Source organism: Sessilibacter sp. MAH3 (assembly GCF_054658275.1).
In genome coordinates this window covers 20911-37495 of the sequence record NZ_BAAGIE010000010.1, presented here as the reverse complement: position 1 = coordinate 37495, position 16585 = coordinate 20911, and the positions used below count along the sequence as shown (strand labels likewise).

Below are 16585 nucleotides of genomic sequence, written 5' to 3'. Positions count from 1 at the left end.
GATCAAACCCTACACAAACTCGCTCGTGCATCTAAACCCGAGAACAACTCTCTATTGTAAATAACCCAACGCAACTTCTACAGTAACAATCTCGCTTGAACGGTGATTTTGTGCTCTTAACTGCCAAATATCAGTAATGCCTACAAGTCATTGTTGATATTTACGCTGGATTTTGGTCAAAAAACACTCTGATCACGCATAAGCTTGAATGAGAATAAGTGTGGTAGCCAAACACTAGTGCGGGTATGGTTACTCAAAAATCTCATCTACGCCGTTTTTAAGTAGGATAGTTTATGTTTAATTTATGCCGCGCCCTGATCGTTATGGTTCTCTTATGCTCATCAATCGCCCAAGCAGAAGACCTAAAAGCCAATAAATACCGATTAAAGAATCCAGATACCAACGGAAATATATGGGTTTATCTGCCAAGCACTGCAACAAAAGAGTCAATTCCGGTGATTTTAATCGCACCAGCCGGGTCAGGTTTGTTTTTTGGTATGCAGTTAAGCGACGGCGACACCCCTGAACACGTTCCTTACGTAGAAGCCGGATACGCCGTAATTAGTTTTGATTTGAGTGGCCCGTGGCCAGAAACCGGAGACGAATCCAGTCAGTTAAGCGCCATTAACCAATTTGTAGAAAGTGATGGCGGTATTAAGGATGCTTTTGAAGCATTTGTTGTAGCAACCCGAGAATTTAAACAACTCAACAAAGAAGAAGTGTACTTTGCGGGACACAGCTCAGCTGCCACGGTTGCACTTATGGCTCCTCAGAAATTACCTTTTTTAAAAGGCATTATTGCCTATGCGCCCGTGCTTAATACCGAAGAATATTTATCTGATATCGGACGACAAGTGTCAACCGCAATTCCAGCGTTTAAAAAAGCGCTCATGGATAGCTCGCCCCACAAAAATATCGCGTATTTTGACATGCCTGTATTTTTATTTTCAGCCAACGATGACAGTCGAATGGCGGCCCGACAAAAAACCTATCAACAATTTGTTTCCGATTTAAAAGAACAAGGAACGCCAATTACCTATAAAACCGTTGCCCACGGTGGCCATTATCAATCGATGATTGACGAAGGTATTCCGGCTTCGATTGAGTGGCTGAAAAAACAATAAGAATCTCACATTAACTCTTTCATGATTCATTCATGTGAGACATTGCTCTTTAGAAATTTCCACAATACATGTGATTATATCAACCCAGTATTTTACGAAAACAATGAACCATGATTTAACAAATGAGCCATGATTTAACACATGTGTGTAAAAACACGCTCGACAATGCGGACATGTCATTAAATTTTTCGCAATACCCGAAAATAGTCTTAAATTTTACCGTTTACGGCTTTGTGGATGGAAAGTTTCGGCAAGTGGTTTGAATGTGACGAAACAATTGATTTAAAACTAGAGAATGGAATTGAGGTATCTATTGATGAGTTTATTGCTAAGCAACCGCGCTATTCATTTGATAAAAGTGTTTACGCTAACCCTTGCAGCCATGCTGATACAAGGTTGCACTACAAGTAGAAATATCGACAATATTGGCACTCACATTTCTAACCAATACCAATTACCCAGCAATTATAAAGACCATCGCGCACAGCAGCAGTTATTTACCCTAGAAAATGGTTCTCAAATTGCGTTTACCGATCACGGCGAAGGCGATGTTTTGGTGTTATTGCACGGCGTGCCTACGTCCAGTTGGATGTATCGAAAGATGATTCCTACGTTACAAAATCATTTTCGGGTAATCACGATAGATTTGTTGGGTTATGGCTCAAGCAGTAAACCAGAAAACAAAAACGCTATTTATAGCGATTCTTCTCAAGCCAATTACGTTCAACAACTACTTAATAGTCTTGGCGTAGATAATTACAGTTTGTTATTTCACGATATGGGCGGATTGGTAGCATGGCAGATGTTGCGTAACGATGTTACAACCGAAAATTCTAAGCAGCATATCGATAATTTAATGGTGTTAAATACCATTGTTCGTGAAGAAGGTTTTAATCATCCCAATTTTGAACTAGACATTTTCACACGCTTAATGACCGACGCCTATGAAAACCGAGTTACCAGTGCACTGGTTCTTGAACAAACCTTTGAGAATATGGGCCTAGGAGAACACGAACTGTCTGAACAAGAATGCGCAGGTTATGTAAAACCTATGACCGAGGGCAGCAGCGATGCTTTGTTTGCGTTTTACAGCCACATTGATGATAGGTTATTTTCGCAACTAGAAATCAATGCCGTTGTATTTGAGAAATTTACCGGTGAAACCTTGGTATTTTGGGGCGCTAAAGACGAAACCCTAACCACACAGCAAATTCCGTTTTTAATAGATCATTTAAAAATACCGGATGAAAACGTGTTTATTTTTGAAAACAATGCGCATTTTTTAGCGGAAGAAATTCCCGACATATTAACAAACACAATAGTTAAAACGTTAATACAATAAAAAGACTTCAACAACAATACCATTTGTTATGCTGCTATTAATTCTACGAGAACATAAAAACTCTGATCAATGTTTTCATATGTTAATCAGAGTTTTTAATCCATGAATTACTCTGCGATCAATAATTCATATCGAGTTCTCGCGATTCCATCTTCGGATAACCGCTGAGAAACTTCACCAAAACCGCTTTTGAATTGCTCTGGCAAGGTCCATGGTGGATTGACCACAATCATGCCCGAAGCCGTCATACCTTTATTAGCGTCATCGGCTACACCCATTTCGAATAGATGCACGTTTTTTAAAACAGTTTTTTTAATGTGTTTTTCAAATTGCGTAATTTGTTCTCGATCCACTACTGGGTACCATAATAAAAACACCGTTTGCGGCATTTTTTTGTAGGCTTTTTCAACGGTTTCTACAACGGTTCTGTAATCTGCTTTAATTTCGTACGATGGATCCATTAAAACTAATGCACGCTTGTTTTTGTTAGGCAACAAGCTCAATAAACCTTTAAAACCGTCTTCAGTTTTAACAAAACACCCTGTTTTAGAAGCCAGTTTTTTTTGCAAATTGGTAATGGCTTGCGGGTGCATTTCAAAAAACCATGCATGATCGCCCGAGCGCAAGTGTTGCTGCACTAACTTTGGTGAACCCGGATATTTATGCTGTGCGATATAAGAAAGCACTACATCTAAGTAGTTTTTCAAGACTTCGGGCTGATTATCTATTAATTTTAATACTCCGGCGCTGGCCTCGCCGGTTTTTAACGCAGCTTGGCTTTTTAGCGAATAGAGGCCATCGCCCGCGTGAGTATCAATGTAATCGAAGGGTTTATCTTTTTTTTGTAAATACAATAGAGTTTCAAGCAGGCACCAATGTTTTAAAACATCGGCGTGGTTGCCTGCGTGAAAAGCGTGTTGATAACTGAGCATATTTTACTTAATAGAGTGAGCGACAAACTGTTTAACAGCATCAATATCACCCGGTGCTGCAATAGCAGGGCTGATAAATTTAGGCGGATTTAAATAATGTTTTTCGACTAATCGAGAAATGACATCGATATATTCAAATGAAACTTTACCAATCAACAGGTTTTGGAAGTTTGGGTGTTTTTCATAGGCGTTAAGCATTTGTCGCAAGCCGCGCAGGTACAAATAATCTTTGGTATAACCACCACCACGATACACGCGCGCGGTAATGGTGTAGGCCAGATTTTCTTCAACACCATGGGTTTCTTTTAACAATAAAAAGGTTTGTTTAAAATCTTTTTCGTTAATCATTGAGTCTACGGCAATTACACGCAACGCCAAAACTTTTAACCGCGGAATGGTTAAAAACCCAGCTAAGTATTCGCATAAAATGGCGATACCTTCTTGGGTTTTAGTGTTTACCGGACAACCTAATGACATAATTTTTAGTGGTTGCTCTGCGGCATTTAATGTTGTCACCAGATGCACACCTAATTCATGGTGAGCGAGTGCGTAAACTTCGGTCTCTGGAATTTTTGCATTTTGATTAATTTTTAGCGTTCTGCCAGATACCACTGCATTGGCAATCATAGCAGATTCAATTTTGATCTTATATTCATAACCCTGCGCACCGGCAAATTCATCCATATGTTTTTGAATTTGTTGGGCATTCATTAAATCGGTTTCGATATCGCAAAATTCTTCATCAAGATCATCGGGTAGATGTAAAATAAAATTCGCATTATTCAGATCTTTTTCGTTTGGCTCGCCAAAATAACGCAGCGAGTCGTATAAAAAATCTGGCGACCCGATCGACAAAGATTGGTCGAGCTTGTCGACATAAGACTCGATCACTTCTGCGTACAAAAACGCAAGGTCTTCATCGAGAATATCTTCAACCGGTAAATTGTAAAGCGCGCGCTTTTTTTGAAACGAGTTAAACGGTGATTTTTTGTAGGTAAATTCTGGATTTATAGAGAAGTTACTCTCAAAAAATATCTTCTTTTGCTCTTGGAAGTTTTGTGGCGCAATGGCTTCTAAAACATCGACATCACGAACCAGATCGTAAAGCGCAGAATCGAGTTTTCTAGCCTTTTCGAGATCGGTGGAATTATGAATCATGTATACAACCAGATAACTTATAAAATAAAGGGCTAATACTTAGATTACCCTGTGTTTACTGCAAAAAATTGCGAGAACTTCATCTTGTTTACACTATCGTATGAGTGTGCATGAAATTTAACGCTAGGCAAACTACTATTTCTCGGGTACCAACTCTTCCGTCGCCCTAAACACCGCCCTTAAACACGCGCAATCGCTCACATATAGCCAAGAAGTGTTCGATATCCGATGACAGCTGTAATACAATCGCGCGCCTAATTTTCAGCCACAAATTTCTTAACTGAGGTAGTCGAATGAGTCAGAAAAAAGTCGGGTTTATCAGCCTTGGATGCCCCAAAGCCCTTGTGGATTCAGAGCGGATTCTGACTCAACTGCGTACCGATGGTTATGAAATATCCCCCACCTATCACGACGCGAACGTGGTGGTAGTGAACACCTGTGGCTTTATCGACGACGCCAAACGCGAGTCACTAGAAGCCATTGGTGAAGCCATGGCCGAAAACGGCAAGGTGATTGTTACCGGTTGTATGGGTAACGAAGCCGCGAAAATTCGTGAGCTTTATCCTGATGTGCTTAGTGTTACCGGCGCCCACGCCTATGAGGAGGTGGTTGGTGCTGTACACCAGTTCGTTCCACAAGAAGTTATCCACAACCCACTTATCGATTTGGTTCCACCCCAAGGCATCAAGCTGACTCCGCGTCACTACGCTTACTTGAAGATTTCTGAAGGCTGTAACCACCGCTGTAGCTTCTGCATTATTCCGTCACTGCGCGGCGATCTTGTCAGTCGCCCTATTGGCGATGTTATGGACGAAGCTGAGCGCTTAGCGAATGCGGGTGTTAAAGAGTTGTTGGTGATCTCCCAAGACACCAGTGCCTACGGTGTAGACATCAAATACCGCACCGGTTTTTGGCAAGGCCGCCCCATGAAATCTAACATGAAGTCTTTGTGCGAAGGCTTGGCAAGTTTGGGCATTTGGGTGCGCCTGCACTATGTGTATCCGTATCCGCACGTGGATGACATTATTCCGATGATGGCCGATGGCCTAATTTTGCCGTACCTAGACATCCCGTTCCAACACGGCAGCCCGAAAATTCTTAAATCGATGAAGCGCCCAGCTCATGCAGAAAACACCCTAGAGCGCATTCATAAATGGCGTTCTATCTGCCCAGACTTAACCCTGCGCAGCACTTTTATTGTGGGTTATCCGGGTGAAACCGAAGAAGACTTCAACATACTGCTCGACTTCTTAAAAGAAGCGCAGCTAGACCGCGTTGGCTGCTTCCAGTATTCACCGGTAGAAGGCGCAAAAGCCAACGAACTCGCCGACCAAGTGCCCGACGAAGTTAAAGAAGAGCGTCACGCCCGATTTATGGAAATACAGGCCGAAATATCCAAGCAACGCCTGCAAGACAAAATTGGCAAAACCGTCCACGTTTTAATTGACGAAGTTGACGAAGAAGGCGCCATTGGTAGAACCAAAGCCGACGCCCCAGAAATTGACGGCATGGTGTATCTAAATGGCGAAACCGAACTAGCCCCCGGTGATTTGGTTACGGCAAAAATATTCCAAGCCGACGAACACGACCTATGGGCAGAAATGACCGACTTTGACGACACACTGTAAAAGCCTGCGTTAATTTAAATAACTCAAGAAGTTCTAAACGGTTTAGAGCTTCTTGATAAAAATCCCTCGATAAATATCTCTCAACAAAACCTCTCGATAAAAATTGCATTTATAATTAGCAGCATAAAACATTAATAAATTCAAAAATAACATTAAATACAATTTACACTTCCGTAATTACCAGCCTAAAAAAATAGAGCGGCAACTCAAAATACTCTACGACTCAAAAATACAACTTGCCAAGAAAACCGACTCGCTAGATAAACCCTACATTAATAAACCAACATATTAGAAAACATCAGCTAACGCATACATCTAGAATTTAACTAATACTTAAGTTTACTCAGTTAATACTAGAGCAATAAACCCATTAAAACTTCGAAATATAAGTATCATCTATTTTAAAAATTTCCTTCCAAAACACTTTTAATACCGTCATTAGCCGATACACTTGCCTAAATTCATGCACTAATACCGCATAACTTCTTTATAGGTAGCAGAAATGGCACGTAAAAACTTTTCGAACTTTATATACTTCTCAAGAAATACAATGGGAAACACCGGAAAGCCGGTTTACATTGATCCTAACTTAATTGTTGATTTTGTCACTTATGTGAACCCTAATGATCAAAAAAACGGTGGTTATAAATTTGTTATACAAATTAGCAAAACACTAATATCGATGTCCGCTGGTGGTGCAGATGGTAAATCTCCTATTCAAACGGGGAGCTACATGAAAGACATCAACCATCCGGGTTTACCAGGAATAAGAATTTACTACGAAAGTGTTCAGCATAAGACAGAAGGAACTAACAAAGGTCCCGGTATATACATATACGCGATCAAACCCCTAAAACATAATGAATCAAGTACTGAAGGATTATACAAAGTTAATTATGACAGAGGTACATGGCGTTATGAAAAGAAAACAAATGATATATTGGATGAGAAATTATTTTTTATCTCAGCCATTAAAAACAGCGAAAAAAATTTTCATATAGAGGCGACCACTAAATCTATTGGCGCCATACTCGACGCTAAATCAGACAAGTCCAACTCGAATCTTTATTACTGCCCGTCTTATCTAGTAGATAATGGTGAAGTATGGACATCACCTAATGATCGTATTTCTTCGAATGCTAGTGCAAATGAACTTGCACAAATATTAATAGATTCAGAAAACTCTTGGAAGCCAGGCAATCACGGAGATTACGAAACAATTGTAATGCAAGATAGCGTTAAAGTTTTAATTCAAGCCTTAGAAAAAGTGAAAGAGGCTAATGTTAAACTGAGTAGCCATAAGTTTTCTCTTAACGCACCCTTTTCAGAAATACACCGATTGGAAAAACTAATAGAAGAGTGTGGCGGACAAAAATCTAAATTAGGCAATTCGACCCACGGCAACAAGGTCTCCGAATTACACCAAGCAATGGCAAATCGATTATTGAGCGAAAAACAAACCCTAGCCAATAGCCAAAAAATCTCTGAGAGCAATATAACCTTTGCAGATTTAGTTCAGAACAAAGGGTTTGATCATGAAGCTCATTAGTTTTTCAGAAAAAAAATCTCAACAATATGTTCTTCGAGTAAATCAATACTATTTTCGATTTTTTGACTACACCGAAACCTCCGATGTAAAAGTATTTTCGTTCGAAACAGACATTAGCGAAGATAAATATCCTGTACCCAATACAGACATTGATGAATATTGCCGACTTTCAAACAATCATGTTTATTGTCAAGCAAATACAGTCAACAAAAATATAGAGGCTATAGCCTCTACATATCTGGTAGTTACACCAAGATATAAATTAGGATTTTCTGATAACGAAATTAAAGAAAAAATCTATAAAGATATTAGCTCAGAAGGTATTTCATATAGCATCCATCATTCACCAACATCTATAAGCCCTAGAATACCTAACGAAATAGAGAAAATAACACTGCTTGGCAGAACCTGCTTTTATCATTTTTTTGGTAATGGGATTGAAAATTTTTGTATAGATGTATACGTTTTATTTGATCAATTTACTTTGCGTATAGAAATTTTCAGCTCTTCTCTTTGGAAAGCAGCAGAAGATTCATCAATGTTAGGCAAGGATGTTTTATTAGAGTTCGCGAAAAAATTTATCGAAGAACTGGAAATTTTTGATTCAACAAAAGTAGATTGCTCACACCTAAAACCGGGCGTTACGTTTATCCCCAACGAAGATGCAGAAAAAGATATTACACCCATAACCGATTTTGGTTGGTGAAACTAGAATTAATTGGGAACAAAAAAACGGAGGCATTGCCTCCGTTTTTTTTGCGTAGCTTTTCGAATTAACGAGAGCTTGCGAATTAACGGAAGCTTGCAATGGTGCCACGACGTTGTGCGTGAACGCGCTCGTTGTCGGCAACGGTTGCGTTACCTAAAGACGCACCATTAAATGTTTGGTCATCCGTTGAGAATAGGCCAACACGGGTTTGTGGGTTGCTGTTTACAGCCATGATGGTACGAATACCCGCGCCAGCATTAACAAATCCGTGACCAAACGCGAATGGCGCAGTGCTTGGATCGTTATCGTGGCGAGCACCAAATAGGTGACCAAGTTCGTGAACGAAGCTAAAACCATTTGCACAGCTGGTTGCCGCAGCCATTGCAAAGAAGCCTTGCGCTTGACTTACACCAATACCGGCAGCAATTCCGCACAAGCCACCAAATGGGCTAGATTGAGTACGAGTGATGATGGTAACAATGTCCGCAGCTTGTGAGTTGCGGGTAGTGGTAGCCAAACCATCTAGGTAACCGTCATTGGTATTTACCAAACCGTCAAGGTTGTCGGTCATAAATGGTAATTCGTTAACACCAGTACGGAATAAACCACCATTTGCTAAAACGATTGGCAAACCGTTTTGACTGTATACATCGTTACTTTGCGCCAAATGGAAGTTCATACGGTCAACGGTTGGGCCAACGCCACCTAATGCGACAATTGCGTCTTCGGTTGCAGCTTGCATTACACGAATCGTGCTAGTACCGGTAGTTTCTAATGGCGCTGGTTCTGATGCGGCCGCTTCACGGAAAGGAACACCAACATTTAGTGGAGTATCGTCAGTTTGCGGTAATTTGGTCATATCAATTTCGGCCAATAAATGACGACCATTTTCAGTGGTTTGAATACTAAAAACGCGATCGCCCATGCGCAATTCGCCGTGAACACGACCGTTGCTGCGAACTAAAACTGCACGATCGGTATTAATGCCACGAGTCGCCGATAAATCCGCACCCGTATTAATGTCACCAGCCCATACTTGGTAATCACTGCTAATCCAGTAACTTTGTGTATTAGTTGCTGTAAGTTCTAAACCGCTGCCCATATTTAAGGTAAGCGTAGAGGTCGAGCCATCTAATAAGCTGGTATTTACGTTAATTGGGCGAACAGACAAAATATTATCGTCAGAACGCAACGCTTGCATTAAAGAATCGGATTGCAGTGAACGCGCACTAGCACCAAAACTAAAAAGTTCGTTACTTTGTACTTTAAGCACTTGTGGCGCTGGCGCCGATTTAAAAATTAATTCTTGCGGTTCTGCAAAGGCAGATACTGAAGAAATTGCTAAAGAGAGCGCAGCAGTTGTCGCTAACCAATGTTTTTTCATTGCGATGTCCTCAAAAGTAGACTTTTTGGCGATTTAATTTAGATTTTAGCTTCATGCTGAGTAACACTCCTAAACTCGTTGTGCGTTAAAAAATTTAAGCGCAACAACGCAATCGAAATTTTTCAAAATTTCGATGTAATAAAAAAATCCTGATAATTCCAAACTTAAAATAACGAGATGGTGAATTTGATAGTAAAGACGGATGCTAACTAAAGTAAAGCACTGTAAGTTTTTGCAGATGGGAATTTGAATATGACGATATCAATAAATTCAAAATTTAAATGGTGGCTATTAAAATTATTAAAAATTAATTCCTGACCGATATCTCTATAAAAAAATCAAAATTTGGCATCTTCGTTACAGAGACTATTTTTTAAACGTAATTAAAAATCTTAAAAAATTACGCAGAAAAATTTCAAGCAATGCAATTCATAATTCTAGCCGCGATAGATTTTGGATAAAGTTCACGTAGATGTGTGCAGATAATCGTCGAAACCAACCAGAAGCGTTGTTCTTATTACGATCAAGCATTTAAAAAAGCGCGAATTAACTTGAAGTTACTAACCATAAAAGCAGGACTGTTGTTTTTAATAACGGAAAACTCTGATTAACCTAAGGGTTAACTCTTATTCAATTAATCGCAGCATGTGGTAATCAAAAACTCCTATGGTTTAAGCATTTATTAAGAACGTAAATATCGGCAAGCCGCATATTAGATCAAACTTAGTAAAATTCAGAAAGCTGACTTTAGACGCCAAAATCGGCAGACTTATTGCAATACCTTTATCGGCTAAAAATACGAGTTTATGTTTCTAGTTTTTGTCTATCTTTTAAAAAATTAAGCAGCGGCAGCGTACTATGATCGATCCAGATGAGCTCAATCTTGTTAAGCAGATCAAAGAAATAAATTCTTTTACAGAGATTGATCGTAAACATTTGTCGAACAATGACTTGATTGCAAACAATTCGTTGCAGTTTTTAGGAAAATTATCGTCTGTGCAGACTCGCAAACAATGGTTGCAACACATTATTGATGAGACAACGTGGGAAGAATCTGGATATGAGGCCTTTGGCCGCTGGTTCGATCTACCAAGGCAACAGTCTTGGGTTGCAGAGCCGTCACTTAAGTATCGCTACTCAGATAATTTGTTAGCCAATCGTCCTTGGAGTGATCTACTTCTGACCATAAAGCAAGAGGTGGAGCAGCTTTGCAGCAGCGACTTCAATTCGGTTTTATTAACTTTATATCGCCACGGAAACGATTCGGTAGATTGGCACTGTGATGACGAACTGGAGCTGGGCAGTAACCCAATAATTGCGTCGCTTTCTTTGGGCGAGTCTCGATATTTTTGCATCAAACACAAACAATCCCACAGAGTACAAAAAATAGTGATTGAAGACGGCGATTTGTGGTTAATGCATCCTGATTTTCAAAAAGATTGGCTGCATGCCATCTTACCCGAACACGCCGAAAAACAACTGCGATTAAACCTAACGTTTAGAAAAGTTTATCCAGCGCCTTAGCGTTATCTTGAGCAAGACCTCTTTCTTAGTATCCTATAACGATTTTCGTAACACGCAGTTTTCTAAAATAAGAAATTTTCTAAAAAAGAATTCCTTAGAATAAAAACTTCTTGGACTTAAAACCAAGAACTCCGATTAGAGCAAAGTTCCTGGCAGCAAGAAATTGTGCCGACAATTTCAACAACAGTAAGTCAATAAAAAGTCAATGAAAGGCAGATGAGCTAATCTCTGAATTCAACTGCGCTGACTCACTGTTTTAAGGAATAATCAATGGCTCAATTTTTGTTTTGCTTCGGCAATTAATTTTGGGGTTAGAGTAATTTCGGCAATAACCAAGGTCATATCGTCGGGATTCATGCGAATTCTAAAACCTAATTTACGGCAAAAATTAATCATGTGTTTGTTTTCGGCCAATACCGTACCTTCCATTAAACTAATGCCGTTGTCTGCCGCTACTAAAAATAGCTTGCGCATTAAATAGGCCGCCAAACCAAAGCCTTGATATTTATCACCTACAACAACAGCAAACTCGCAACTGTGTCCGTCGAAATTATCGCTGTATCTTGCCGCCCCCAATTCGACAATTTTATCGTCCTCTTCCATTACGGCGAGTAATTCCATTTCTCGATCGTAATCGATGTGACAAAAACGCGTAAGCATTCTGGGGGTAAGTTCAGAAAAATTCGCAATAAAGCGAAAATATCGGCTTTCGTGAGAAAGGTTGCGAACAAAATCCGCCATAATTGTTGCGTCTTCCGGACGAACCGGGCGAATCGTTGCGCAGCGACCATCATGAAATTTATATTCGCTGACCCACTGACGAGGATACGGCTGAATCGCCAAATGATCGTAGCGGCGCTTTTCTACCGATAATCCTAAATCGGCTTTTACTCCAGCGTATACCCGCGCATCGGGCAATAAATGTACATCCGAAAATTCAAGACCGACAATTTCCGGCAATTCACAGACAAGCGTTGATAAATTTAAAATAAAGTTTTCAAGACCAAAGGATTTCCAACCCGGTAATAACTGGTTAATAAGGTCACGCACTAACACGATATTCAATGGTGGTAAGGCAACCACCTCTAAATGTTTTTGCCATTGACCTTTGCTGCCCAACGCCAAACCAATGGTCGGACCAAACACGGGATCACGAAATACTCTTACATTTAACGGAGTTTCAAAATCAGTGCTAGGATCATGCTGGCTGGTAACCGGTAAATTAAACTGATTAAACACCGGTTTTAATTCTTTAAAACCCACTTTATCAATGTTGTCGTAAAGAATTTGTTTCAAATATTTACGAGCTTGTTCAACATCAATATTAAGACTTAATGCGTGTGATTCTGGTGACTGTTTTGCCAAGCGCTGATTACGCTGAAATTGCACCAAAAATTGATAGCCTTCGATGGCGGTTTCGGGTGTTCTAAAGGTAGGAATACCGGCTTCGGTTAATCGAGTTCGAGCTCTTACCATGTTACCGCCGCCAAGCAAACACACCATTACCGGTTTATTTTGCTTGTTATGCAGTGCCAATACTTGCTCATGCAGTGAAGCAATATCAATTAATGCTGTTGGGCTTAACATTAATAATATCGCACCACAGCTACGGTCGGCCAAGGCTGCATCGGCGAGCTCAACAAACATCGCCGATGCACAACTGCCCCACACAGTCGTCACAGGGCCAATCGAGCCCATGTCGGCGACAATTGCACTCAGTTTATTCCTGAGCTCGTCTTCAGGATCTAGTAGCGCAACGTTAAGTTCTTCGGCGCGCTGGGCAGCCAGTGCTCCAGGACCGGCACCATTACCAATGATCAACAACGAGCCTTCTTTGATGCGTCGTGCATTCGACATAACCGAAGCCGCCGCAACCAAATCGTTAAGACGTCGCCCGCGCACCGCACCGGTTCGACTTAGCGCGGCGTCTAATACTCGTTCATCGGCGCCAATGGCGTGTTCGGCCACAACCGCCACGGGTTTGGTACGACTCGCAGAGCGAAGACTGCTGAGAAAGTGCGTGGTTTGTCCAATTTTTTGCAAATACATCAAAATGGCGCGGCTTTCAAAATCCATCGACAAGCAATCAAGCGCTTGCCACGGCATGATATCCACAGGCGCACCAAGCGCGATGACCTGAGAAAATCCAATGCCCTGCCAGGTTGCCCAATCGACTAAAGCACTAGCAATGGTGCCCGACTGCGACATAAACGCCAATCGCCCTGGTAATGGATTGACCGAACCTAGCCAAGCAAATACACCGCGCTTAGGACGGCAAATACCAAAACTGCTTGGCCCTAATAAACGGACGCCGTTTTCACGAAGCGCGTTGCGAATGGTCTCGGGCTCAGCATCGGTCCAAGTCAACATAAGCAGCGACTTAAGATGCGCTCTTGAACAGTCAGCAATGGTTTTCTCTAAACTTTCATTAGACTTGCCCGCCAAGATCACCAAATCAACATGGGTCTTTAACTGAGCTAAGCTTTCATAATGGGTGAATGTCGAAATATCAATGTCGATTTCTGGTTTAACGCCGATCAACGTCACCGGGCAACAATTCGGTGCCGAACGCATAGCACGTAACAAAGCCAGCATAATGGGATGCGTGGCATCTTCGCCGGTTAACACCGCGACCGAGGTCGGGGCAAAAACAGGCTGTAGTGCATGTTGGGCCATGAAGGCTCTCCAAATAATAAATCCTGTGGGTTGGGAATTCAGCCCACCATAAAATCTCGACTTTAGTCGGATTTTTAATATAGGACCCTAATTTACCTCAAATTAGACCTTGGTAGGATAGGCTTTTGGCTCCTGTTTGTGGCTTGATCTACAGCAAAAGAAAAATGCCTGCTAGAGCTAGTCTGAAGACAAAGAAGGTCGTCGAATTTTCAGACACACACCTCACTCAAATAATTATAAATTCAGCCGCTGTCGCCATGCTCCAACATGAATGACAAAGCTCTAGCGGCTTGGCGTAAGTTAGACAACGGGAGCTTTCGATGACTACAGCGTACATCACCCACGACCTTTGCGAAAAACACGACATGGGCGAAGATCACCCAGAAGCACCCCAGCGCTTGGGGTCCATCCAGAATCGTTTGATCTCCGGACAAGTATTGGATTTTTTACGTTGGACAGATGCGTTACCGGCAACGCGCGAACAACTCGTTGCCACCCACGATCCGGTTTATGTGGATTCTATTTTTGAACGCGCGCCTCTTCGCGATCGAATTGAGCTCGACGACGAAACCTTGATGATGCCGCATACCCTAGAGGCAGCGTTATTAGCGGCGGGCTCGGTTGTGCAAGCCGTTGATATGGTCATGGCCAAAAGCGTAAAAAACGCGTTCTGTTGTGTGCGGCCGCCGGGTCACCACGCCGAATACGATCGCGCCATGGGTTTTTGCTTGTTTAATAATATTGCCGTGGGCACGCGCCACGCCATAAACCAATACGGTCTAAAGCGTATTGCCATTGTTGATTTTGATGTTCACCACGGTAATGGTACTGAGAACATATTTCGAGAAGAGCCGAAGGTTTTATACGCCTCCAGTTATCAGCATCCCTACTATCCGTTTGCCGATCCCGGCGCTTCTCACGACAATATCATTCACATGCCTTTGGCTGCTGGTACAGGCAGCCAAGAATTTAGAGAGATTTATATTGAACAACTTTTACCGCAGCTTGAAAAATTCAAGCCGCAGTTAATCATGGTCTCGGCCGGATTCGATGCTCACCGCCAAGATCCCATGGCACAAATTCGCTTGCAAGATAACGACTACGGCTGGGTTACCGAAGTGTTAATGGATATTGCCGATCGCCACTGTGACGGCCGATTAATATCGGTTTTAGAAGGCGGTTACGAGCTAGACGCGCTCGGTCGAGCAGCTTTTGCGCACGTAAAAACATTAATGCGATTATAAAAAATGAAAGGAAGCTCTGATTACTTCAAAAATACGTTAATCAGAGCTTTCTAGAAATTATTAGATCTTGGTTTCGGATAACAAGTGCAATAAAACCCTTAATTTCTCATATTATTTGTGAATTAACTTAGAAGTCATGAGTTAATTTTAAAAACCACGAGTTAATTTAAAAGTCATGACCTAATTTAAAAGACATAAATTAAGTCATGGTATTAATTAATACTATCGTTACTTAATTAATTCTTGAATACCCAGTTCGCTGCATTCTTTAAAAGTCGTAAACGTATTATTCGTCAAATAATGTGTATAGCTGAACTCATTGTCGGTTAACGTCTGAACATTATAGGCATCGTAGAAAGTGTGATCGTCTGTGTTTGCGGGTGTTGGAACACCCTCTTCAATATACCCTAAAACTACGGTGAAATAGATAGGATACTGAATACCCCACATACCGTATTCGGCCCATTGTGTATTTACACCATCCTTTGATGTAGTGTTAAACAAAATCACGTAACTACCATCGCGATACCGCTCGATGGTCCAAGATTGAGCGCTGCCATCATCAAAGGTTTTTTCGCCACACCAAACGCCCATCAGAAGATCGCGAAGTTGTTTAGCTTCCAACGGGACATCTGCTTTGGTGCCAACAATGTGTTCACAGCCAGACAAAAACAAACCTAATACTAACAAAATAAGAATACGCATTAACATTTCATCAAAATAAGAAAAATCACCAACCCTAAATAAATAGAGCCGAATTTAAATACAAAATCGCTAAGTTATCTCTAGACGAACCAAACGCGCTCAATAATAATCAAAGCATCTGTAGATTTTTGTATAAATAGAGAAAAATCATGAATTATTGGTTATTTAAATCCGAACCCGACGAATACAGCATCGATACGCTTGCGAATGAAAAAAACGGTTTTGGTCGTTGGGACGGAATTAGAAATTACCAAGCGCGCAATTTAATTCGCGATAAGATAGCCGAAGACGATATGGTGTTTTTTTACCACAGCAGCTGTAAGGTTCCGGGTGTGGCAGGAATCGCCAAGGTAGTAAAACCCGCCTATCCTGATCCCGCGCAATTTAATCCAGACAGCAAATATTACGATCCAAAATCTAGCCAAGATAATGTTCGCTGGTTTTGCGTAGATTTAGCGTTTGTTGAAAAATTCAAATCGGTGGTTAGTTTGCAAACACTCAAATCGATCCCGTCACTTGATCACATGGTGTTGTTAAAACAGGGCAGGCTCTCGGTACAGCCGGTCACCAAAGAAGAATGGCAGACGATAATTTCAGCCGCTAAATAATT

13 protein-coding genes are annotated in these 16585 nt (G+C 41.2%); 8 read left to right on the top strand and 5 right to left on the bottom strand.

From position 1 onward, the window contains the following. Positions 1 to 293 precede the first annotated feature (293 nt). Both ACYQ2C_RS07940 and ACYQ2C_RS07935 read left to right on the top strand, forming a co-directional pair. Positions 294 to 1124 carry an alpha/beta hydrolase family protein gene (locus ACYQ2C_RS07940; RefSeq protein WP_460101519.1) on the top strand — a complete coding sequence of 277 codons (831 nt, stop codon included), beginning with the start codon at positions 294 to 296 and terminating at the stop codon, positions 1122 to 1124. 316 nt (positions 1125 to 1440) lie between these two features. Continuing rightward, positions 1441 to 2466, top strand: a complete 1026-nt coding sequence (locus ACYQ2C_RS07935) for an alpha/beta fold hydrolase (protein WP_460101521.1) — start codon at positions 1441 to 1443, stop codon at positions 2464 to 2466. A gap of 107 nt (positions 2467 to 2573) precedes the next feature. Here ACYQ2C_RS07935 and ACYQ2C_RS07930 read toward each other — a convergent pair whose 3' ends face one another. Further along, a complete protein-coding gene (locus ACYQ2C_RS07930) occupies positions 2574 to 3398 on the bottom strand; it encodes a 23S rRNA (adenine(2030)-N(6))-methyltransferase RlmJ (protein WP_460101524.1) in 825 nt (274 codons plus the stop codon). Positions 3399 to 3401: 3 nt separating this feature from the next. Continuing rightward, positions 3402 to 4556 carry a flavohemoglobin expression-modulating QEGLA motif protein gene (locus ACYQ2C_RS07925; RefSeq protein WP_460047497.1) on the bottom strand — a complete coding sequence of 385 codons (1155 nt, stop codon included), beginning with the start codon at positions 4554 to 4556 and terminating at the stop codon, positions 3402 to 3404. 293 nt (positions 4557 to 4849) lie between these two features. Here ACYQ2C_RS07925 and rimO point away from each other — a divergent pair, with 293 nt between their 5' ends. The 3 genes from rimO (at position 4850) to ACYQ2C_RS07910 (ending at position 8439) form a co-directional block, all read left to right on the top strand. After that, a complete protein-coding gene (rimO, locus tag ACYQ2C_RS07920; protein ID WP_460101527.1) occupies positions 4850 to 6184 on the top strand; it encodes a 30S ribosomal protein S12 methylthiotransferase RimO in 1335 nt (444 codons plus the stop codon). Positions 6185 to 6686: 502 nt separating this feature from the next. After that, a complete protein-coding gene (locus ACYQ2C_RS07915) occupies positions 6687 to 7733 on the top strand; it encodes a hypothetical protein (protein ID WP_460101529.1) in 1047 nt (348 codons plus the stop codon). Then, positions 7720 to 8439, top strand: a complete 720-nt coding sequence (locus ACYQ2C_RS07910) for a hypothetical protein (protein ID WP_460101531.1) — start codon at positions 7720 to 7722, stop codon at positions 8437 to 8439. Before ACYQ2C_RS07915 ends, ACYQ2C_RS07910 begins: the two co-directional genes overlap by 14 nt. A gap of 85 nt (positions 8440 to 8524) precedes the next feature. On the opposite strand, the gene ACYQ2C_RS07905 is transcribed toward ACYQ2C_RS07910, so the two are convergent. Beyond that, positions 8525 to 9826 carry a zinc-dependent metalloprotease family protein gene (locus ACYQ2C_RS07905; RefSeq protein ID WP_460047493.1) on the bottom strand — a complete coding sequence of 434 codons (1302 nt, stop codon included), beginning with the start codon at positions 9824 to 9826 and terminating at the stop codon, positions 8525 to 8527. A gap of 858 nt (positions 9827 to 10684) precedes the next feature. Between ACYQ2C_RS07905 and ACYQ2C_RS07900 the strand changes: the two genes are divergently transcribed. Beyond that, on the top strand, positions 10685 to 11350 hold the full coding sequence (locus tag ACYQ2C_RS07900; protein WP_460101533.1) for an alpha-ketoglutarate-dependent dioxygenase AlkB family protein: 666 nt from the start codon (positions 10685 to 10687) through the stop codon (positions 11348 to 11350). 267 nt (positions 11351 to 11617) lie between these two features. On the opposite strand, the gene ACYQ2C_RS07895 is transcribed toward ACYQ2C_RS07900, so the two are convergent. Then, positions 11618 to 14026: a bifunctional acetate--CoA ligase family protein/GNAT family N-acetyltransferase gene (locus ACYQ2C_RS07895; RefSeq protein WP_460047490.1), complete on the bottom strand. Its 2409-nt coding sequence runs from the start codon at positions 14024 to 14026 to the stop codon at positions 11618 to 11620. Between the two features lie 320 nt (positions 14027 to 14346). On the opposite strand from ACYQ2C_RS07895, the gene ACYQ2C_RS07890 reads away from it, so the two are divergent. Beyond that, on the top strand, positions 14347 to 15270 hold the full coding sequence (locus ACYQ2C_RS07890) for a histone deacetylase family protein (RefSeq protein ID WP_460101536.1): 924 nt from the start codon (positions 14347 to 14349) through the stop codon (positions 15268 to 15270). Positions 15271 to 15498: 228 nt separating this feature from the next. On the opposite strand, the gene ACYQ2C_RS07885 is transcribed toward ACYQ2C_RS07890, so the two are convergent. Beyond that, positions 15499 to 15975 (bottom strand): hypothetical protein, encoded by a 477-nt coding sequence (locus tag ACYQ2C_RS07885; protein ID WP_460101538.1) that lies wholly within the window; start codon positions 15973 to 15975, stop codon positions 15499 to 15501. Positions 15976 to 16124: 149 nt separating this feature from the next. Here ACYQ2C_RS07885 and ACYQ2C_RS07880 point away from each other — a divergent pair, with 149 nt between their 5' ends. After that, a complete protein-coding gene (locus ACYQ2C_RS07880; RefSeq protein ID WP_460101540.1) occupies positions 16125 to 16583 on the top strand; it encodes an EVE domain-containing protein in 459 nt (152 codons plus the stop codon). Positions 16584 to 16585 lie beyond the last annotated feature (2 nt).